Origin of the sequence: Streptomyces sp. CB02980, assembly GCF_014451325.2 — a bacterium.
Taxonomy (GTDB): Bacteria; Actinomycetota; Actinomycetes; order Streptomycetales; family Streptomycetaceae; genus Streptomyces.
The window spans coordinates 264,632-282,224 of sequence record NZ_JACSCH020000007.1 but is presented as its reverse complement, the minus strand read 5'-3'; the positions used below and the strand labels follow the sequence as shown (position 1 = coordinate 282,224).

Genomic DNA, 17,593 nt, shown 5'->3' with positions numbered 1-17,593 from the left:
GAACACGTTCAAAGAGAGGTCTACAGTCATGACCAACAGCTTTTGAACGCGTTCAAGGGAGGGTGGGGCATGGACCTCACTGTCGTCGCGTACATCGTCTATCTGCTGATCAGCGTGGCTCTGACCATCTGGGTCGCACGCACGCTCAGCCGCAACGGAAGGATCTTCCTCGCGGACGTCCTGCACGGGAACGAGAAGCTCGCCGACGCCGTCAACCACCTCCTGGTGGTCGGCTTCTACCTCGTCAACTTCGGCTTCGTCGCCCTCTATCTGAGCCAGGACGCCGCCGTCCTCGACGCCCGCGCGCTCTTCGAGGCGCTCTCCGTGAAGCTCGGGGTCGTCCTGCTCGTCCTCGGCGTCATGCACCTCGGGAACGTCTACGTCCTCAACAAGATCCGGCGCCGCGGGGTCATGGAGCGCGAGCAGGTCCCGCCGGTCGGCCCGCAGGGCTGGACCCCGACCCCCAAGGGCGGCCCCTGGGCCCCGCCGGCGCCCCAGGGCTGAGAGGGGCGCGCCGTGCCGACCCCCGTGGGACGTCTGACCGTGCTGTACGACGCGGACTGCCCGCTCTGTGTGCACCTCAGGCACTGGCTGCTGCGCCAGCGGCAGCTCGTCCCGCTCGACCTCGTACCGGCCGGGTCGCAGGAGGCCCGGCGCCGCTTCCCGGAACTCGACCACACCGCGACCCTGCGGGAGATCACCGTGGTCGGGGACCGGGGCCAGGTCTACCGGGAGACCTCCGCCTGGATCGTCTGCCTCTGGGCACTCGCCGACCACCGGGCCAAGGCCCACTGGCTGGCCACCCCGGCCGGGCAGCCCTTCGCCCGGATGACCGTCCTGGCGGCGGCGAAGTGGCGCGAGGCCCTCAAGGGTCCGGACCACGAGGCCGGGCCGTCCGAGGCCGGCCGCTGCGAGGACGGGCGCTGCGAAGCGCCCGGCCCGCCCGACTAGGCTCGTCCGTGTGACGGACGTGAAGGAAGACAAGAAGGCCCCGAAGAGCGAGCAGACCCGCACGCTCATCCTCGAAACCGCGCTCCGGCTGTTCAAGGAGCGCGGTTACGACAAGACGACGATGCGGGCCATCGCCCAGGAGGCCGGGGTCTCCGTGGGGAACGCGTACTACTACTTCTCGTCCAAGGAACACCTCGTCCAGGGCTTCTACGACCGGATCGCCGAGGAGCACCAGGCCGCCGTCGAGCCCATCCTGACCGGTGGCGAGAAGGACCTCACGGCCCGGATCCGGGGGGTCTACCTCGGCTGGCTCGACATCGCGGAGCCGTACCACGAGTTCGCGTCGCAGTTCTTCAAGAACGCCGCCGACCCGGACAGCCCGCTCAGCCCCTTCTCGCCCGAGTCGGAGGGCCCGCGCGAGGCCGCGATCGAGGTCCACCGGCGGGTCATCTCCGGCGCCTCGGTGAAGGTCGACCCGGAACTCAGGGAAGCCCTCCCGCAGTTGCTGTGGCTCCAGCAGATGGGTCTGGTCCTCTTCTGGGTGTACGACCGCTCCGAGGGTGCGGCCAACAGCCGCCGGCTGGTCGAGCGGCTCGCGCCGGTCACCGCCCGCGCGATCTCGCTCTCCCGCTTCCGGATCCTGCGCCCGCTTGTCAAGGAGACGCACGAGCTGCTCTCCGACTTCATGCCCACCGCAGCGGGAATGGCGGCCTCGGGCAAGCCCAAGAAGAAGGCAGGCCCGAAGCCGCCGGAGCCGGACGGGACGCCGGAGTCGTAGACCCCGGCCCCCACCGCGAGTCCTAGATCCAGCTGAGCTCCCACAGGCGCCAGATGCCCGTACCGTCCGTCAGGTACTGGGAGCCGGCGACCGCCTCGGTGGCGAGGACGTAGTCCTTCTTCTGCCACAGCGGGACGAGCGGCACGGCGGTCGCGACCTCGCTCTGGATCTGCTTGAAGTCGGAGGTCGCCCGGGAGCGGTCGCTGAACTGCTGCGTCGAGGAGATCAGCTCGTCGATCCGCTTGCTGGAGAACCCGTTGTGCAGGGTGTTCTCGGTGCCGACGAGCGGCGCGGTGAAGCTGTCGGAGTCGGGGAAGTCGGGCAGCCAGCCGACCGTGTACGCGTCGAAGGTGCCCTTCGCGTACTGCTTCTGGAACTCCGTCCACTTGACCTCGACGGTCTCGACCTCGAAGAGGCCGGTCTCCTCCAGCTGCCGCTTGATCTCGGCGGTCTCGGCGCCGTAGGTGGCGTCCGCGCGGTAGCCGAAGGTGAACTTCACCGGGGTCTTGATGCCGGCGTCCTTGAGGAGCTTCTTCGCCCTCTTGGCGTTCGGCTCCGGGTCGATGTCATAGAACGCGGTGCTGTGCCCGACGAAGCCCTGCGGGATGAGCGAGTACAGCGGCTCGACCGTGCCCTTGTAGGCGCCGGTGGTGATCGCCGGGCGGTCGAGGACCGCGGCGACGGCCTGCCGCACGGCCTTGTCGGCCATGGGCGAGCCGGGCCGCACGTTGAAGTTGAGGTTGCGGATCTCGGCGCTCTCGGCCTCGGTGACCCGGGTCCCGTCCTCGGGCTCCAGGGCCGAGATGAACTCCGGCGGCAGCTGCCGGTGCGTCACCTCGATCTCCTTCGCCTTCCAGGCCTTGGCGAGTTCCGCGGACTGGCCGTAGTACTTCACGAGCACCGGACCGCCGCCCTTGGTGATGGCGCCGCGGTACTTCGGGTTCGGCTCCAGGAGCGCGGACTCGCCCGGCTTGTACTCCTTGAGGACGTACGGCCCCGAGCCGTCGACCGCCGAGTCCGCCCGCAGCGCGTTCGCCGGGTAGTGGTCCTTGTCGACGATCGAACCCGCGCCCGTGGCCACCTTCAGCGGGAACGTGGCGTCCCGGCTGCTCAGATGGAAGATGACCTGCCGGCCCTGGGCCGAGACGCTCTTCAGGGTCGGGAAGAGGGGCTGCGGACCGACGTCCGTCTTGATGCGCAGCATCCGCTCGAACGAGTACTTGACGTCCTCGGCCGTGATCTTGCGTCCATGGGCGAACGTGAGGTCGTCGCGGAGCGTGCACTGGTAGGTCGTGAGCTTCGAGCCCTCGAACTTGCAGCTCTCCGCCGCGTCGGGAACGGGGGTCGTGAACCCCGGCTTGAACGTCAGCAACGACTGGAAGACGTTGCTGTACATGGCCCAGGAACCGGCGTCGTACGCGCCGGCCGGGTCCAGTGAAGTGACCTCGTCGGTTGTGCCGACGCTGATCGGATCGGTCCGGCCGCCGTCGGAGGGCAGGAGTTGCCAGCCCCCCACTCCGGCGGCCACCAGTACTCCACAAGTGATGAGGATCCGCAGACGGACCGTCGACCGCATTGCCGTGCTTCCTTTATTCGTCCACCCCAGCTGCGACGGCCCCCGGAAACGTCGCGATGGCGTCATCCCATCACACGTATTTCACAAGTGGAAGAGAAAACTTTCACACCACAGGTATATGTCCGGGAAATGCGAATTTAAGTCGATGAGCAGCACGTATCGGGCTCGGTGCGGGGAGTGACCCCGTCCCGATTACGCCTGTTTCGAAGCGAGTTCGACGATGGTGATGTCCGAGGGCGCCCCGACCCGGACCGGCGGTCCCCAGGCGCCCGCGCCGCGCGAGACGTACAGCTGGGTGTCTCCGTACCGTTCGAGTCCGGCGACGGTCGGATTGGCCAGTTCGGCGAGGTAGTTGCCGGGCCAGAGCTGGCCGCCGTGGGTGTGGCCGGAGAGCTGGAGGTCCACGCCGTGGCGTACGGCGTCGTGGACGACGATCGGCTGGTGCGCGAGGAGCACCGCGGCGCGGGCCCGGTCGCGGTCGCCGAGCGCCCGTCCGAAGTCGGGGCCCTGTCCCTCGCTCTCCCCCGCGACGTCGTCGACGCCGGCGAGGTCGAAACCGGCCGCCACCTCCACGCGCTCGTTGCGCAGCGGGCGCAGTCCGAGCTCGCGGACGTGGTCGACCCACGCGTCGGCGCCCGAGAAGTACTCGTGGTTGCCGGTGACGAAGAAGGAGCCGTGCCGGGCGCGGAGCCGCGCGAGGGGCTCGGCGGCGGAGCCGAGGTTCTCGACGGTGCCGTCGACGAGGTCGCCGACGACCGCGATCAGATCGGGCTGGGCGGAGTTGATCGTGTCCACGATGCGCTGGGTGTGGGCGCGGCCGAGGATCGGCCCGAGGTGGATGTCGGAGACGACGGCGATCCGGTAGCCGTGGGCCGCGCGCGGGATCTTGGCGAGCGGGACGGTGACCCGCTTGATCCGGGGGCCGCGCAGCACGCCGTACGTGCCGTAGCCGACGGTCCCGACGGCGGCGGTGGCCGCGGCGCCGCCGACGACCCGGGAGACGAAGAGCCGCCGGGAGACCTCGGCGGGGGTCGCGGGGGCGGGCTGCGGGGGCGCTTCGGCCGGCTCCTCGGGGGCGGCCGAAGCGTGTTCCGGAACCGGCACCGGTACGGGCGCCGCCGCCGGCGCCGCCGCGGGCGCCTCGGCCCGCGCACGGCGGTCGAGCCGACGGAAGAGAAGGGGCCTGACCGCCTCGCCGACGGCCAGGGCGAGGGTCACGTACAGCAGCAGCGCGAGCCACAGGAAGCCGGGCCAGGCGACCACCTGCTGGAGCACGAACGGGGCTCCGGCGCGGGACGAGGCGAGGGCCGCGAACGACAGCAGCGGCAGCACCACGACGGCGGCCGTGCCCAGACGGCGCGGCAGGCTCCCCCGCGTCGTGACGTCACGTACGAGGCGCCGCCACACGTACCAGTGCACGGCGCCGAGCAGCGCGAGCACGACGACCAGAACCAGCAGGAAGACGACCACGCCCCGGAACCCCTCTTCTACCGCTCGCGCGGTTCTCACCGATGTCGCGGCGCGCGGCGCGCACCCCACGCAACCCGAGCACTCCGATCACGTCCCCAGGACGAAGGGCGTGACGGCAGGCAGCAGATGACCCCGGAAGTGGGCCGTCGGGTCGCCGGCGCCGTCCCGCGCGAGGCCGCTCCCGTCGTTCCACAGGTTCTTGACGAAAGTGATCCATGCGCAGCCGGCCACCAGCGTACAGAGACCCTGCCGCAAGAGCGCCGCAGGCCCGTTCGATACTGGCAGGGCACGGCCACCCCACTCCGAAGGACACCCCATGAAGCTCAGCCGCCGCGTCTCCTGGTTCCTGCTCGCGTTCGGCGTCTGGTCCTGGGTGATCTGGGTGACCTTCGCAAAGAACCTCTGGAAGGACGGGAGCGGTCTCGCCTTCGACGACGCCGGCGACCCGACTGCGTACTTCTGGGTCCACCTCGCCCTCGCTGTCACGTCGTTCATCCTGGGGACGGTCGTCGGCGCGATCGGCTTCCGGGGCGTCCGAGCGGGCAAGAAGTAGGACTCCGCCCGTGGCATGAGGGCAGCGTGCGCGTGCGCTGCCAGGTTGCCGATCCTCTCGGACACCGGGCGGATCGCATGTGGATCCCAATCGGACCTTCCGACGTCTTTGAAGGCGTGAACGAGCTCCCACCCCCGCCTCGCCGCCTGTGCCGCGCCGGGGTCAGGACCACTCACCTGCCTCTTTTCCGTCGTTGAAGCGCTACCGGTCAGCCAGATACAGAGAGTGATCCAGATGAACCAGCTCCACGCCCCGAACGCGAGCAGGATCAAGGAGACCCGACGGCTGAACTTCACGCCCCCACGATCACCGTCCGTCCCACCGGCTCCGCGGACGGGTGGACGAGCCCGGCCGCAGCGCCAGCCGGGGTTCGGATCCTTGTTCCGTACCTGTACGTTCACGACCGTGTCTGCTTCGAAGAAGACCGCTTGGGCGGTCACTGCTGCCGTGTTCCTGCCGCTCGTCGTCGCCGTGCCCGCGCATGCGGACACCAAGGACGAGAAGGACAAGCAGCCCAAGCCCCCGAACGCGATGTCCTCGCTCGGCGGCCCGCTGCTCGGCAACCCCGGTACCCAGGTGAAGCTGGGGCCCGGCGCCCCGGTGCTGCCGAAGGAGCTGTCCGGACGCTCCTGGATCGTCGCGGACGCCGAGAGCGGCCAGATCCTCGCCGCGCACAACGCGCACTGGCCGCTCGCCCCGGCCTCCACGCTCAAGATGCTCTTCGCGGACACCCTGCTGCCGAAGTTCCCCGACGCCAAGCTCAAGCACCTCGTCACCAACGCCGACCTGGCCGGGATAGGAGCGGGCTCCAGCCTCGTCGGCGTCAAGGAGAAGCAGACCTACACCGTCCACGACCTGTGGCTCGGGGTCTTCCTCCGTTCGGGCAACGACGCCGTGCACGTCCTGACCAGCATGAACAGCGGCCTGCGCCAGACCGTGAAGGAGATGAACGACCACGCGGCCGAGCTCCAGGCGCTCGACACGCACGTGGTCTCCCCGGACGGTTACGACGCCCCGGGCCAGGTCTCCTCCGCGTACGACCTGACGCTCATCGCCCGCAGCGGCATGCAGAAGCCGGCCTTCCGCGAGTACGCCGCCACGCCCCGCGCCGCCTTTCCCGGCGAGCAGAAGCCGGGCAAGAAGCGCGAGACCTTCGAGATCCAGAACACCAACCGGCTGCTCACCGGTGACCTCGGCGTCGCCCCGTACCAGGGCATCGCCGGCGTCAAGAACGGCAACACCACGCACGCGGGTGCCACCTTCACGGGCGTCGCGGAGCGCAACGGCAAGGTGCTGCTCGTCACCGTGATGAACCCCTCGTCGAAGGAGCAGCACGCGGTCTACCGCGAGACCGCCCGGCTGCTCGACTGGGGCTTCGCCGCGTCGGGGAAGGTGACCCCGGTCGGCGAGCTGGTGCCGCCGCGGTCCGCCCGTACCGGGACGACCGCCCCGGACGACGGTTCGGTCCCGGCGCCCGGCAAGAACGCCCCGGACGACACCGTCCAGGCGGCCGCCGAGGGGCGGTCCGGGGGCATCGGGACCGCGCTCGGCGTGGCCGGCGGGGTCCTCGTGCTCCTCGCCGGTGCCGTCTTCCTGGTCAACCGCCGCTGGCCGCTGGCCGGGGCGGCGGGACGTCGTCGCCGTTCCCGCCGGAACCCGGACGTGAACCCGTAGCGGACTCGGACCGGTCGTCGGCCACGGACTCCCGTCGGGAGTCGGTGGCCGTCCACGCGGCGCAGTACAGCAGCAGCTTCGCGGTGAAGTTGATCCAGAGCAGCAGGGCGACCGGCACGCCGAACGCCCCGTACATCGACTTCGCCGCGACGCCCCTCATGTAGCCGCCGAGCAGCAGCTTCAGGAGCTCGAAGCCGACCGCGCCCATCAGCGCCGCCACGACGAGCCGGCGGCGCGGCGGGTGCACACCGGGCAGCAGCGTCAGGACGTACAGCAGGATCAGGAAGTCGGCGACGACGGCGACCAGGACGGCGGCCGCCTGCAGGAAGTAGCCGCCCGCCCCCTCGCTGGAGATCCCGACCCGGTCGGCACTCCAGCCGACGGCGGTGGAGCCGAGCCAGGACGCGGCGAGCGAGGCGAGGGCCACGCCGCCGAGGCCGATGAGGATGAGCCCGTCCTTGCCCTTGAGCAGGATCGGGTTGCCCTCGATGTCGTCGAGCCCCCACACGGCGCGCAGGCAGTCCCGCATGGACCCGACCCAGCTGATGCCGGTGACCAGCAGGATCGCGCCGGCGACGAGCCCGACGGTGCCGGCGTTGGCGACAAGCCCGCTGATGTTGAGCTGGTCGGAGATGCCGGGCACCTGGTCGCTGATCTTGTCCTCGATCTTGTCGAGCTGGTCCTTGCTGAGCAGCGCGGCCCCGACCGCCGCGGCGACCGTGATCAGCGGGAAGAGGGCGAGGAAGGACACGAAGGTGATCGCGGCGGCGAGCCGGGTCCAGTGGGCCGCGTCGAGGGTCTCGTACGAGCGCCAGGCATGGGTCCGCATGAGCCGGGCGACCCAGGGGCCGATGACGGGGAGCTTGGTCAGCCAGTCCATGTCGTACGTCTGCCCCTCGATCCGTTCGGGTGCGCGGAGAGCGCAGTACGAGAATCCCCCGCCGGGGCCCGTGTACCCGCGAGCGACATCCCGCACCGCGCGAGCGGCATCCCGTACATCGCCGTCCTTCGGAGGCTTCGGGGATTCTTTCCCGACACTCCTTTAATCACCCATTTCGACGAACCGCTCTGCAATGCCGACATAAGCGACAGGCGCGGCTATACGGTCATCCTCGTGGCTGTCGAGACCCTCGTCCTGGACGACGACCGCGAAGCGATCACCGGCTGGACGCTCGCCCTCGACCTGCCCATCGGCCTGCCCGGACTCGGCGCCTTCCTCGCCTCGGACCTCTCCCGCCGCCTCGACCTCTAGGAGCCCCCATGAAGGACGCCTTCGGTGCCCCGCAGTCCCTGCTCGTCCTCGGCGGCACCTCCGAGATCGGGCTCGCCACCGCCCGCCGGCTGATCGTCCGCCGCACCCGTACCGTCTGGCTCGCCGGGCGCCCCTCCCCCGCGCTCACCGCCGCGGCGGACTCGCTGCGGGCGCTGGGCGCGGAGGTGCACACCGTCCCCTTCGACGCGCTCGACACCGAGTCGCACGAGGAGCGGCTGGGGAAGGTCTTCACCGAGGGCGACATCGACATGGTGCTGCTCGCCTTCGGGATCCTCGGCGACCAGGCGCGCGACGAGTCCGACCCGGTCGCCGCCGTTCGCGTCGCGCAGACCAACTACACGGGAGCGGTCTCGGCCGGCCTGGTGTGCGCGGCCGCGCTCCAGGCTCAGGGGCACGGCTCGCTGGTGGTGCTCTCGTCGGTGGCGGGCGAGCGGGCCCGCCGCGCCGACTTCATCTACGGCTCGTCGAAGGCGGGGCTCGACGCCTTCACCCAGGGCCTCGGGGACGCCCTGCACGGCACCGGGGTGCACGTCATGGTCGTACGGCCCGGGTTCGTCCGCTCGAAGATGACGGCCGGGCTCGCGGAGGCGCCGCTCGCGACCACGCCGGAGGCGGTCGCGGGCGCGATCGAGCTGGGGCTGCGGCGGCGCTCGGAGACGGTGTGGGTGCCGGGGGCGCTGCGGGTGGTGATGGCGGCGGTACGGCACGTGCCGAGGCCGCTGTTCCGGCGGCTTCCGGTGTGACGTACCGGCGTGACGGCGTGACGGCGTCCTGACGTGCCGGCGTGACCGCGTCCTGACGTGCCGGCGTGACCGCGTCCTGACGTGACCGCGTGCCGACGTGCCGGCTCTAAGCCGTGGGCGTCGGCGTGTCCACCGGGCTGCCGCCCTGCGCGGGGACCGCCGAGATGGGGCGGCCGCTGCCGAACTCGTAGTCGTAGAGCTTCCGCCAGACCCCGTCCGGGCCCTGCTCGTACAGCGCGAACGAGCGGCAGGTCCAGGCCGCCTCGTACCCGGCGAGCTCCTCGAACGCCCGGTCCATCCCCTCCTCGGAGATGCCGTGCGCCACGGTGACGTGCGGGTGGTACGGGAACTGGAGCTCGCGCGCGAGGGGGCCCGCCTCGTCCCGGATCCGGTGCTGGAGCCGGTTGCAGAGGGGCACGCCGTCCTTCAGCTTCACGAAGACGACCGGGGAGAGCGGGCGGAAGGTCCCGGTGCCCTTGAGGCGCACGGGGAACGGCTGGTGGTCGGCGGCGACACCCGCGAGGTGCGCCTCGATCTCCGGCAGCCGCTCCTCGGCGACCTCCGTCGGCGGGACCAGGGTGACGTGCGTGGGGATGCCGTACGCGGCAGGGTCCCCGAAGCCGGCGCGCCGCTCCTGGAGCAGGCTGCCGTAGGGCTCCGGGACCGCGATCGAAACGCCGAGCGTTACGGTCCCCACGTCGTTCTCCTCCGTCGTCGGTCGACTTGTGTCGAGTGGTGCAGCCGCCAGTGTGCGGCCTGCACCACCCTTTGGGCCAGGGTCCTTGGTCTCAGTGCTTGGCAGGCAGGAAGCCGATGCGCTCGTACGTCTGCGCCAGCGTCTCGGCGGCGACCGCGCGGGCCTTCTCGGCTCCCTTGGCCAGGACCGAGTCCAGCGTCTCCGGGTCGTCCAGGTATTCCTGGGTGCGGGTCCGGAACGGCGTGACGAAGTCCACCATGACCTCGGCGAGATCCGTCTTCAGCGCGCCGTACATCTTGCCCTCGTAGCTCTTCTCCAGGTCCTCGACGGAGGTGGAGGTGAGCGTGGACATGATGGTGAGCAGGTTGGAGACGCCGGCCTTGTTCTCCGGATCGAAACGGATCACCGTCTCGGTGTCCGTGACCGCGCTCTTGACCTTCTTCGCGCTGACCTTCGGGTCGTCCAGGAGGTTGATGAGCCCCTTCGGCGTCGACGCCGACTTGCTCATCTTGATCGCCGGGTCCTGGAGGTCGTAGATCTTCCCGGTCTCCTTGAGGATGTACGGCGCGGGGATCGTGAACGTCTCGCCGAAGCGGCCGTTGAAGCGCTCCGCGAGGTCGCGGGTCAGCTCGATGTGCTGACGCTGGTCCTCGCCGACCGGGACCTGGTCGGCCTGGTAGAGCAGGATGTCCGCGACCTGGAGGATCGGGTACGTGAAGAGGCCGACGGTGGCGCGGTCGGCGCCCTGCTTGGCGGACTTGTCCTTGAACTGGGTCATGCGGGAGGCCTCGCCGAAACCGGTGAGGCAGTTCATGACCCAGCCGAGCTGGGCGTGCTCGGGGACATGGCTCTGGACGAACAGGGTGCAGCGCTCGGGGTCGAGACCGGCGGCGAGCAGCTGGGCCGCGGCGAGCCGGGTGTTGGCGCGCAGCTCGGCGGGGTCCTGCGGGACGGTGATCGCGTGCAGGTCGACGACCATGTAGAAGGCGTCGTGGGTCTCCTGGAGGGCGACCCACTGGCGGACGGCGCCGAGGTAGTTGCCGAGGTGGAACGAGCCTGCCGTGGGCTGGATTCCGGAGAGCACGCGGGGACTGTCAGAGGCCATGCACATCATTCTCTCAGGTGTGGGAACCGATCCCGGACTGCCGGTGTATCAAGAGTGTGAGGACGCGGGAGGGGGGCCTGGTCGACGACGAGGCCGCGGTGATCGCACGGGTACGCGCCGGGGAGCCGGAGGCGTACGCGGCGTTGGTCCGCGCGCACACGGCGGTCGCGCTGAGAGCCGCGGTGGCGTGCGGCGCGGGCGCGGAGGCCGAGGACGTGGTGCAGCAGGCCTTCTTCAAGGCGTACCGCTCGCTCGGGCGCTTCAAGGAGGGCTCGGCGTTCCGGCCGTGGCTGCTGCGGATCGTCGTCAATGAGACCAGGAACACAGTGCGGTCGGCGGGTCGGCAGCGGGCCGTCGCCGACCGGGAGGCGGACCTGCTCGGGGGTGAGCCGCGGATACCGGAGTCGGCCGACCCGGCGGTCGCGGCGGTGGAGCAGGAGCGGAGCAGACGGCTCCTCGACGCGCTCGACGGACTGAGCGAGGACCACCGGCAGGTGGTGATCCACCGCTACCTCCTCGAGCTGGACGAGACGGAGACGGCCCAGGCGCTCGGCTGGCCGAGGGGGACGGTGAAGTCCCGGCTGAGCCGGGCGCTGAAGAAGCTGGGCCTTGTGCTCGGCGAGAGCCTGACGGAAGGACCGGAGGGAGGTGAGGGGCGTGGCTGACGAGGGTCTGCCGGACGAGCTGAGAGAGCTGGGACGGCGGCTGCGGGTGCCGGACGTGGACGGGGAGTCGATGGCCGAGCGGGTGCTCGCCCGGCTCCTCGCCGAGCAGGTGCCGACCCCGGTGCCGGTCCGCCGTCGACGGGACGGGTGGGCGTCGGTACGGGGCTGGGCGCGGGCGCGGTGGCGGGCGCTGGTGGCGGGCCTGACCGGGGTGCTGATCGTCCTGGTGCTCACTCCGCCGGTGCGGGCGACGGTGGCGGAGTGGTTCGGCTTCGGCGGGGTCGCCGTGCGGTACGACCCGGACGGGCGGCACGTCCCGGCCGGGGGCCCGGTGCCGGGGTGCCCGGAGCCGGTGCCGCCGGCGGAGGCCGGGCGGCTCGCGGGCTTCGAGCCGCTGATACCGAGGGCGCTCGGCGCGCCGGACGCGATGACGGTGACGGGCTCGGCCGAGCGGGGCCGGGCGGTGATCAGTCTGTGCTGGCGCGACGGGGAGCGGACGGTCCGGCTGGACGAGTTCCCGGCCCGGCTGGACATCGGCTTCGCCAAGCAGGTGCGGACGCAGCCGGAGTGGGTCGATCTCCCGGACGGCGCGCAGGGCTACTGGTTCGCGGCCCCGCATCTGCTGACGTTCCCGATGACGGACGGGACGGGCACGGCCTGGACCCATGAGGTCCGCACGGCGGGCCCCACGCTCCTCTGGACGAGGAACGGGGGCGCGCTCACCTTCCGCCTGGAGGGCATACCGGACCGTGAGCAGGCCCGGCGGACGGCGGAGTCCGTCGGCGGCTGACGGGCGGGGCCCGCCGCACGGGTCAGACCGGGAGGCCGGGGGCCGGGAAGGCGGTCAGCAGGTCGGCGACCTCCGCGCGGACGGCGGCGAGGGCCTGCTCGTCGCCCGCGCCGGCGGCCGCGACACCGCGGTCGATCCAGTCGGCCACCTGGTCCATGTGCTCCGTGGTGAGGCCTCGGGAGGTGAGGGAGGGGGTGCCGATGCGGATGCCCGAGGGGTCGAACGGCTTCCTGGGGTCGTAGGGGACGGTGTTGTAGTTGACGACGATGCCCGCCCGGTCGAGGGCCTTCGCGGCGATCTTGCCCGGGACCTGCTTGGGGGTGAGGTCCATCAGGATCAGGTGGTTGTCGGTGCCGCCGGAGACGAGGTCGAAGCCGCGGGCGAGGAGCGCTTCGGCGAGGGCCTTGGCATTGGCGACGACGGCGTGGGCGTAGTCACGGAAGGAGGGCAGGGACGCCTCGCGGAGGGCGACGGCGATGGCGGCGGTGGTCTGGTTGTGCGGACCGCCCTGGAGGCCGGGGAAGACGGCCTTGTCGAGGGCCTTGGCGTGCTCCTCGCGGGACATCAGCATGGCGCCGCGCGGGCCGCGCAGGGTCTTGTGGGTGGTCGTGGAGATGACGTCCGCGTGCGGGACCGGGGACGGGTGGGCGCCGCCCGCGATCAGGCCGGCGATGTGGGCGACGTCGGCGACGAGCACGGCACCGGCCTCGCGGGCGATCTCGCCGAAGGCGGCGAAGTCGATCGTGCGGGGCAGCGCGGTGCCACCGCAGAAGATCACCTTGGGGCGCTCCTTGAGGGCGAGCTCGCGGACCTCGTCGAAGTCGATGAGGCCCGTGTCCTGGCGGACGCCGTACTGGACGCCGCGGAACCACTTGCCGGTGGCGGAGACGCCCCAGCCGTGGGTGAGGTGGCCGCCCATGGGCAGGGCCATGCCCATGACGGTGTCGCCGGGCTCGGCGAAGGCGAGGTAGACGGCGAGGTTGGCCGGGGAGCCGGAGTAGGGCTGGACGTTGGCGTGGTCGACGCCGAAGACGGCCTTGGCGCGCTCGACGGCGAGGGTCTCGACCTGGTCGATGTTCTGCTGGCCCTCGTAGTAGCGGCGGCCGGGGTAGCCCTCGCTGTACTTGTTCTGGAGGACGGTGCCGGAGGCTTCGAGGACGGCGGCGGAGACGTAGTTCTCGCTGGGGATGAGGCGCAGGGTCTCGGCCTGGAGGAGTTCCTCGGCGCCGACGAGGGCTGCGAGCTCGGGGTCGGCGGCGGCGAGCGCGGGGTGGGTGTACTGGTGCTGCGGCGTGGTCATGGTGGTGTCCTCCGGGCGTCGGTGGGTCCCGGGGCACTGCGTGAGAGGCGCGGCGCCACGCGGGACTTCGGTCCCGTGACGCCCAGGCGGGCGGCGTCTCGTGTGGTCTGCCGCGCACGGCTCCCCCGGGGTCGCTTCCCCGTGCGCCAGTCGCCGTGCGTGTTTTCAGAGTAGCGGGTGCCTCGTCGGTCAGGCCGGATCAGGGAGCGGGGTCTCCGGATCAGGAAGCGGGGTCCGGCGCATGGGGTCCCTCCGGGCCCCTTGGGGCCGAGGGGACGCGCTGCAAGGCGGAGGAGCACCCGCGAAGGGCGCGCCGCGCGCGAGGTTTCCCGGTCCGGCATCCGAGCGACGATAGAAACAGGGGCCACATCCCCTCGTCGGGGGTCACCCCCCGAGCCGCAGGACGAACGGAGATCCCGTGTCGAGCACACAAGACGCGATCGCTTCGGCAGAGGCGCACAGCGCTCACAACTACCACCCCCTGCCGGTCGTCGTCGCCTCGGCGGACGGCGCCTGGATGACCGATGTCGAGGGGCGCCGCTATCTCGACATGCTCGCCGGCTACTCGGCGCTCAACTTCGGGCACGGCAACCGGCGTCTCATCGACGCGGCGAAGGCCCAGCTGGAGCGGGTGACGCTGACGTCGCGCGCCTTCCACCACGACCGGTTCGCCGAGTTCTGCACCCGGCTCGCCGAGCTGTGCGGGAAGGAGGCGGTGCTGCCGATGAACACCGGCGCGGAGGCGGTCGAGACGGCGGTGAAGACCGCCCGGAAGTGGGGGTACGAGGTGAAGGGCGTGCCGGACGGGCACGCGAAGATCGTGGTGGCGGCGAACAACTTCCACGGCAGGACGACGACGATCGTCAGCTTCTCCACGGATCACGAGGCGCGGGACCACTTCGGTCCGTACACGCCGGGGTTCGAGATCGTGCCGTACGGGGACCTGACGGCGATGGAGGCGGCGGTCACCGAGAACACGGTGGCGGTGCTGCTCGAACCGATCCAGGGCGAGGCGGGGGTCCTGGTCCCGCCGGCGGGCTATCTGGCAGGGGTGCGGGAGCTGACCCGCCGGCGGAACGTGCTGTTCATGGCGGACGAGATCCAGTCGGGTCTGGGCCGGACGGGCCGGACGTTCGCGTGCGAGCACGAGGGCGTGGTGCCGGACGTGTACATCCTGGGGAAGGCGCTGGGCGGCGGGGTGGTGCCGGTGTCGGCGGTGGTCGCCGACCGGGAGGTGCTCGGGGTGTTCCGGCCGGGTGAGCACGGGTCGACGTTCGGCGGGAACCCGCTGGCCTGCGCGGTGGCCCTGGAAGTGATCGCGATGCTGCGGACGGGCGAGTACCAGGAGCGGGCGGCGGAGCTGGGCGAGCACCTGCACGCGGAACTGGGGCTGCTCGTGGGCGGCGGGGCGGTGGAGGCGGTGCGCGGTCGCGGGCTGTGGGCCGGGGTGGACATCGCGCCGTCGCACGGCACGGGCCGGGAGATCTCGGAGAAGCTGATGGAGCGGGGCGTCCTGGTGAAGGACACCCACGGCTCGACGATCCGGATCGCGCCGCCGCTGGTCATCTCGAAGGAGGACCTGGACTGGGGTCTGGAGCAGCTGAGGGGCGTGCTGTCGGAGGAGTGACCGAATCCGTTTGAGGGGACGGCGACCGCGGGCCCGGACGGGGCAACTCGGACCATTGACACGACAGTTGGTCTAGGCCAATGATGCCGCCATGCCGAGACTCCGTCTGCGTCACGCCGTGCGTGCCGCGCTCGCCGCCGTCGTCCCCCTCGCGCTCCTCGGCGCGGTCACCGGACCCGCGCACGCCGCCCCGAGGGCGGCCTGGCCCGAGCCCGTCCCGGTGGTCTCGCACATCGAGACCACCGACCCGGTCGTCTTCATCACCATCGACGACGGCTGGTTCCACGACCCCGCCGCGGCGAAACTGCTGCTCGACCGCCGCGTGCCCGCCTCGCTCTTCCTGCTGCCCGGCGCCTACTCGTACGACTCCGGCTACTTCCACACCCTGTTGAACCAGGGCCCCTCCCGCGTCGAGAACCACACGGTCAACCACCCGGACCTGACCACCCTCGACGCCGCCGGCCAGAAGGCGGAGGTCTGCGGGGCGCGCGACCAGCACCTCGCACAGTTCGGCGACGGCCCGCGGCTGCTCCGCCCGCCGTACGGCGTGTACGACGCGACCACCCGGACCACGGCCCGCGCCTGCGGGGCGAAGGCGCTGGTGACATGGACGTACGACCTGACCACCTGGGGCCAGTGGACCCCGCCGACGCCGACCCTCAAGGCCGGCGACATCATCCTGCTGCACTTCAACGAGACCCTGGAGCAGGATCTGACGCGGGCCCTGGCGGCGGCCGAGGCCGCGGGCCTGAGGCCGGCGCCGCTCAGGGAGTACGTCCCCGAGTAGCGGGACCGGCCGGAGTAGCGGGAACGGCCGGAGTAGCAGGACCGGCCGGAGTAGCGGGACCAGCCGGAGTAGCGGGACCAGCCGGGGAAACAGGCCCTACAGGATCACGTGCGGGAGGAAGCGGGCGTACTCGTCGGTGACGAGGCTCGCCGACTCCCGGATGCCGAGTCCCGCCGCCTCGTCCTCGACGACCCACGCGCCGAGCACCACCCGGTTGCCGTCGAAGTCGGGCAACGGGGCCAGCTCCTGGTAGCAGCAGGGCTCCCCGTCCCGTACGAACGGCTCCGTGCCGGCCTCGTGCAGGGTGACGCCCGCGCCCTCGCGGCCGAGCAGCGGCTTGGCGACCCAGCCGGCGGTCGTGGCGAGTTCACGCGGTCCGTCGAGGTAGGCGGGCAGCAGATTGGGGTGGCCCGGGTACAGCTCCCACAGGATCGCCAGGAGCGCCTTGTTGGAGAGCAGCATCTTCCAGGCGGGCTCGATCCAGCAGGTGGTGCCGGTGCCGCCGCCGTTGTCCAGGGTGTCCAGGACGTGCCGGCCGAAGCGGTCGGTGGTCAGCCACTCCCACGGGTAGAGCTTGAAGCAGCTGCGGATGAACCGGAGCCGGTCGTCCACGAAGCGGCGCGAAAGCCGGTCCCAGCCGATCCGTTCGACGGAGAGCGCCTCGGTCTCGAGCCCGGCCTGCTGGGCGGTCTCGCGCAGATACGCGACCGTCATCAGGTCCTCGCCGAGCTCGTCGCCGTCCGAGTGCACGAAGTGGAGGGGGCCGGGAGGCAGCAGGGGGGCCTGCTTCCGCCACGCGTCGACGAGCCGTTCGTGGAGGGAGTTCCACTGGTCGGCGCCGGGGAACCGTTCCTCCATCCAGAACCACTGCGGGCTCGCGGCCTCCACGAGGGACGTGGGGGTGTCGGCGTTGTACTCCAGCATCTTGGCCGGGCCGGTGCCGTCGTAGCGCAGGTCGAACCGACCGTAGAGGGACGGGAGTTCGGCGCGCCGCCGCCAGGACTCGGCGACCAGGGAGGCGAGCTTGGGATCGGTGATCCCCAGCTCGGCGAACCGGTCGCGCTCGACGATGTGCGCCGCTGCCGCGAGGCACATCGCGTGCAGCTCTTCGACGACCTCCTCAAGGGCCTCGACCTCGGGCAGGCTGAAGGAGTAGTACGCGCTCTCGTCCCAGTACGGACGCAGCGAACCGTCCGGGTAGCGGGTCAGCGGGTAGACGAGCCCCTGCTCCTCCACCGTCTCCTGCCAGCCCGGCCGGGGCTCGATGGTGTGCCGTCGCATGTGCCGGACCTCTCTCAGCCGCCGCCGGAACCGGAGCAGCCGAAGCCGCCGGTGTCGACGGCCTTCTGGTCGAAGCTGCCGCCGCTCACGCGGTTGTCACGTATGGAGCCGCCGTAGTAGTACGAGCCCCGGTTGGTGCTGCCGCCGTTGTCGTCGTCGCTGCCGCCGCCGCTGTCGCACTCGTAGCTGGGCAGCGACTCCCGGGTCAGCGGGTCGACACACCGCTTGTCCGGCTCGGAGCCGCACGCGGTGATCGCCGCCGCGAGCACACCCATCCCGCCGAGCACCACCGTGCTCGACCTCAGCCTCCGCATGTCCCTGGC

The 17,593-nt window shown here is 71.2% G+C and carries 19 protein-coding genes, 1 pseudogene and 1 riboswitch; of the genes and pseudogenes, 11 read left to right on the top strand and 9 right to left on the bottom strand.

Annotation, left to right across the window (positions count from 1 at the left end; all coding sequences use genetic code 11):
- The first annotated feature begins 69 nt into the window (after window positions 1-69).
- The 3 genes from E0F75_RS17635 to E0F75_RS17625 are packed head-to-tail and all read left to right on the top strand — an operon-like array spanning window position 70 to window position 1,729.
- On the top strand, window positions 70-504 hold the full coding sequence (locus tag E0F75_RS17635) for a hypothetical protein (protein WP_187623459.1): 435 nt from the start codon (window positions 70-72) through the stop codon (window positions 502-504).
- 12 nt (window positions 505-516) lie between these two features.
- Entirely contained in the window at window positions 517-951 is a 435-nt protein-coding gene (locus E0F75_RS17630; protein WP_187623458.1) for a DCC1-like thiol-disulfide oxidoreductase family protein, read from the top strand.
- Window positions 952-961: 10 nt separating this feature from the next.
- Window positions 962-1,729, top strand: coding sequence for a TetR/AcrR family transcriptional regulator (locus E0F75_RS17625; protein WP_187623457.1), 768 nt, complete (start codon window positions 962-964; stop codon window positions 1,727-1,729).
- 22 nt (window positions 1,730-1,751) lie between these two features.
- Here E0F75_RS17625 and E0F75_RS17620 read toward each other — a convergent pair whose 3' ends face one another.
- The 3 genes and pseudogenes from E0F75_RS17620 to E0F75_RS17610 form a co-directional block, all read right to left on the bottom strand.
- Window positions 1,752-3,305: an ABC transporter substrate-binding protein gene (locus E0F75_RS17620; RefSeq protein WP_187623456.1), complete on the bottom strand. Its 1,554-nt coding sequence runs from the start codon at window positions 3,303-3,305 to the stop codon at window positions 1,752-1,754.
- A gap of 192 nt (window positions 3,306-3,497) precedes the next feature.
- Complete coding sequence (locus tag E0F75_RS17615) at window positions 3,498-4,775, bottom strand: metallophosphoesterase (RefSeq protein WP_187623455.1); 1,278 nt, start codon at window positions 4,773-4,775, stop codon at window positions 3,498-3,500.
- 43 nt (window positions 4,776-4,818) lie between these two features.
- Window positions 4,819-4,991 (bottom strand): annotated as a pseudogene (locus tag E0F75_RS17610) (SCO4848 family membrane protein); the annotation flags it as partial.
- A 100-nt stretch (window positions 4,992-5,091) separates the two neighbouring features.
- On the opposite strand from E0F75_RS17610, the gene E0F75_RS17605 reads away from it, so the two are divergent.
- Together E0F75_RS17605 and E0F75_RS17600 are read left to right on the top strand one after the other, a co-directional pair.
- Window positions 5,092-5,328 (top strand): SCO4848 family membrane protein, encoded by a 237-nt coding sequence (locus tag E0F75_RS17605; protein ID WP_229312713.1) that lies wholly within the window; start codon window positions 5,092-5,094, stop codon window positions 5,326-5,328.
- A 405-nt stretch (window positions 5,329-5,733) separates the two neighbouring features.
- On the top strand, window positions 5,734-7,002 hold the full coding sequence (locus tag E0F75_RS17600) for a D-alanyl-D-alanine carboxypeptidase family protein (RefSeq protein WP_187623454.1): 1,269 nt from the start codon (window positions 5,734-5,736) through the stop codon (window positions 7,000-7,002).
- Here the strand turns inward: E0F75_RS17600 and E0F75_RS17595 are convergent.
- Complete coding sequence (locus E0F75_RS17595) at window positions 6,926-7,882, bottom strand: YihY/virulence factor BrkB family protein (RefSeq protein ID WP_187623453.1); 957 nt, start codon at window positions 7,880-7,882, stop codon at window positions 6,926-6,928. The genes E0F75_RS17600 and E0F75_RS17595 overlap by 77 nt on opposite strands.
- Before the next feature lie 234 nt (window positions 7,883-8,116).
- Between E0F75_RS17595 and E0F75_RS17590 the strand changes: the two genes are divergently transcribed.
- Window positions 8,117-8,254 (top strand): hypothetical protein, encoded by a 138-nt coding sequence (locus E0F75_RS17590; protein WP_187623452.1) that lies wholly within the window; start codon window positions 8,117-8,119, stop codon window positions 8,252-8,254.
- Window positions 8,255-8,262: 8 nt separating this feature from the next.
- Window positions 8,263-9,018: a decaprenylphospho-beta-D-erythro-pentofuranosid-2-ulose 2-reductase gene (locus E0F75_RS17585; RefSeq protein WP_187623451.1), complete on the top strand. Its 756-nt coding sequence runs from the start codon at window positions 8,263-8,265 to the stop codon at window positions 9,016-9,018.
- Between the two features lie 106 nt (window positions 9,019-9,124).
- Here the strand turns inward: E0F75_RS17585 and E0F75_RS17580 are convergent, their stop codons facing one another.
- Window positions 9,125-9,715 carry a 2'-5' RNA ligase family protein gene (locus E0F75_RS17580; protein WP_187623450.1) on the bottom strand — a complete coding sequence of 197 codons (591 nt, stop codon included), beginning with the start codon at window positions 9,713-9,715 and terminating at the stop codon, window positions 9,125-9,127.
- Between the two features lie 91 nt (window positions 9,716-9,806).
- Window positions 9,807-10,820: a tryptophan--tRNA ligase gene (gene trpS, locus E0F75_RS17575; RefSeq protein ID WP_187623449.1), complete on the bottom strand. Its 1,014-nt coding sequence runs from the start codon at window positions 10,818-10,820 to the stop codon at window positions 9,807-9,809.
- Window positions 10,821-10,876: 56 nt separating this feature from the next.
- Between trpS and E0F75_RS17570 the strand changes: the two genes are divergently transcribed.
- Entirely contained in the window at window positions 10,877-11,485 is a 609-nt protein-coding gene (locus E0F75_RS17570; RefSeq protein ID WP_187623448.1) for an RNA polymerase sigma factor, read from the top strand.
- Complete coding sequence (locus tag E0F75_RS17565) at window positions 11,478-12,275, top strand: hypothetical protein (RefSeq protein ID WP_187623447.1); 798 nt, start codon at window positions 11,478-11,480, stop codon at window positions 12,273-12,275. The genes E0F75_RS17570 and E0F75_RS17565 overlap by 8 nt, the downstream gene beginning before the upstream one ends.
- Before the next feature lie 22 nt (window positions 12,276-12,297).
- Here the strand turns inward: E0F75_RS17565 and glyA are convergent, their stop codons facing one another.
- Complete coding sequence (glyA, locus tag E0F75_RS17560; RefSeq protein WP_187623446.1) at window positions 12,298-13,575, bottom strand: serine hydroxymethyltransferase; 1,278 nt, start codon at window positions 13,573-13,575, stop codon at window positions 12,298-12,300.
- A gap of 73 nt (window positions 13,576-13,648) precedes the next feature.
- Window positions 13,649-13,739, bottom strand: a riboswitch (ZMP/ZTP riboswitch).
- A 254-nt stretch (window positions 13,740-13,993) separates the two neighbouring features.
- Between glyA and rocD the strand changes: the two genes are divergently transcribed.
- Entirely contained in the window at window positions 13,994-15,202 is a 1,209-nt protein-coding gene (gene rocD, locus E0F75_RS17555) for an ornithine--oxo-acid transaminase (RefSeq protein ID WP_187623445.1), read from the top strand.
- 91 nt (window positions 15,203-15,293) lie between these two features.
- On the top strand, window positions 15,294-15,989 hold the full coding sequence (locus E0F75_RS17550; RefSeq protein WP_187623444.1) for a polysaccharide deacetylase family protein: 696 nt from the start codon (window positions 15,294-15,296) through the stop codon (window positions 15,987-15,989).
- 96 nt (window positions 15,990-16,085) lie between these two features.
- Here E0F75_RS17550 and E0F75_RS17545 read toward each other — a convergent pair whose 3' ends face one another.
- Both E0F75_RS17545 and E0F75_RS17540 read right to left on the bottom strand, forming a co-directional pair.
- Window positions 16,086-17,270, bottom strand: a complete 1,185-nt coding sequence (locus E0F75_RS17545; RefSeq protein ID WP_187623443.1) for a glutathionylspermidine synthase family protein — start codon at window positions 17,268-17,270, stop codon at window positions 16,086-16,088.
- 14 nt (window positions 17,271-17,284) lie between these two features.
- Window positions 17,285-17,584, bottom strand: coding sequence for a hypothetical protein (locus E0F75_RS17540; protein WP_187623442.1), 300 nt, complete (start codon window positions 17,582-17,584; stop codon window positions 17,285-17,287).
- Between the last annotated feature and the right edge of the window lie 9 nt (window positions 17,585-17,593).

Bases quoted from the DNA above. Each gene is read 5' to 3' on its own strand.
- E0F75_RS17635 (WP_187623459.1), top strand. From the start codon at position 70: ATGGACCTCACTGTCGTCGCGTACATCGTCTATCTGCTGATCAGCGTG.
- E0F75_RS17620 (WP_187623456.1), bottom strand. From the start codon at position 3,305: ATGCGGTCGACGGTCCGTCTGCGGATCCTCATCACTTGTGGAGTACTG.
- E0F75_RS17605 (WP_229312713.1), top strand. From the start codon at position 5,092: ATGAAGCTCAGCCGCCGCGTCTCCTGGTTCCTGCTCGCGTTCGGCGTC.
- E0F75_RS17595 (WP_187623453.1), bottom strand. From the start codon at position 7,882: ATGGACTGGCTGACCAAGCTCCCCGTCATCGGCCCCTGGGTCGCCCGG.
- E0F75_RS17585 (WP_187623451.1), top strand. From the start codon at position 8,263: ATGAAGGACGCCTTCGGTGCCCCGCAGTCCCTGCTCGTCCTCGGCGGC.
- trpS (WP_187623449.1), bottom strand. From the start codon at position 10,820: ATGGCCTCTGACAGTCCCCGCGTGCTCTCCGGAATCCAGCCCACGGCA.
- glyA (WP_187623446.1), bottom strand. From the start codon at position 13,575: ATGACCACGCCGCAGCACCAGTACACCCACCCCGCGCTCGCCGCCGCC.
- E0F75_RS17550 (WP_187623444.1), top strand. From the start codon at position 15,294: ATGCCGAGACTCCGTCTGCGTCACGCCGTGCGTGCCGCGCTCGCCGCC.
- E0F75_RS17545 (WP_187623443.1), bottom strand. From the start codon at position 17,270: ATGCGACGGCACACCATCGAGCCCCGGCCGGGCTGGCAGGAGACGGTG.
- E0F75_RS17540 (WP_187623442.1), bottom strand. From the start codon at position 17,584: ATGCGGAGGCTGAGGTCGAGCACGGTGGTGCTCGGCGGGATGGGTGTG.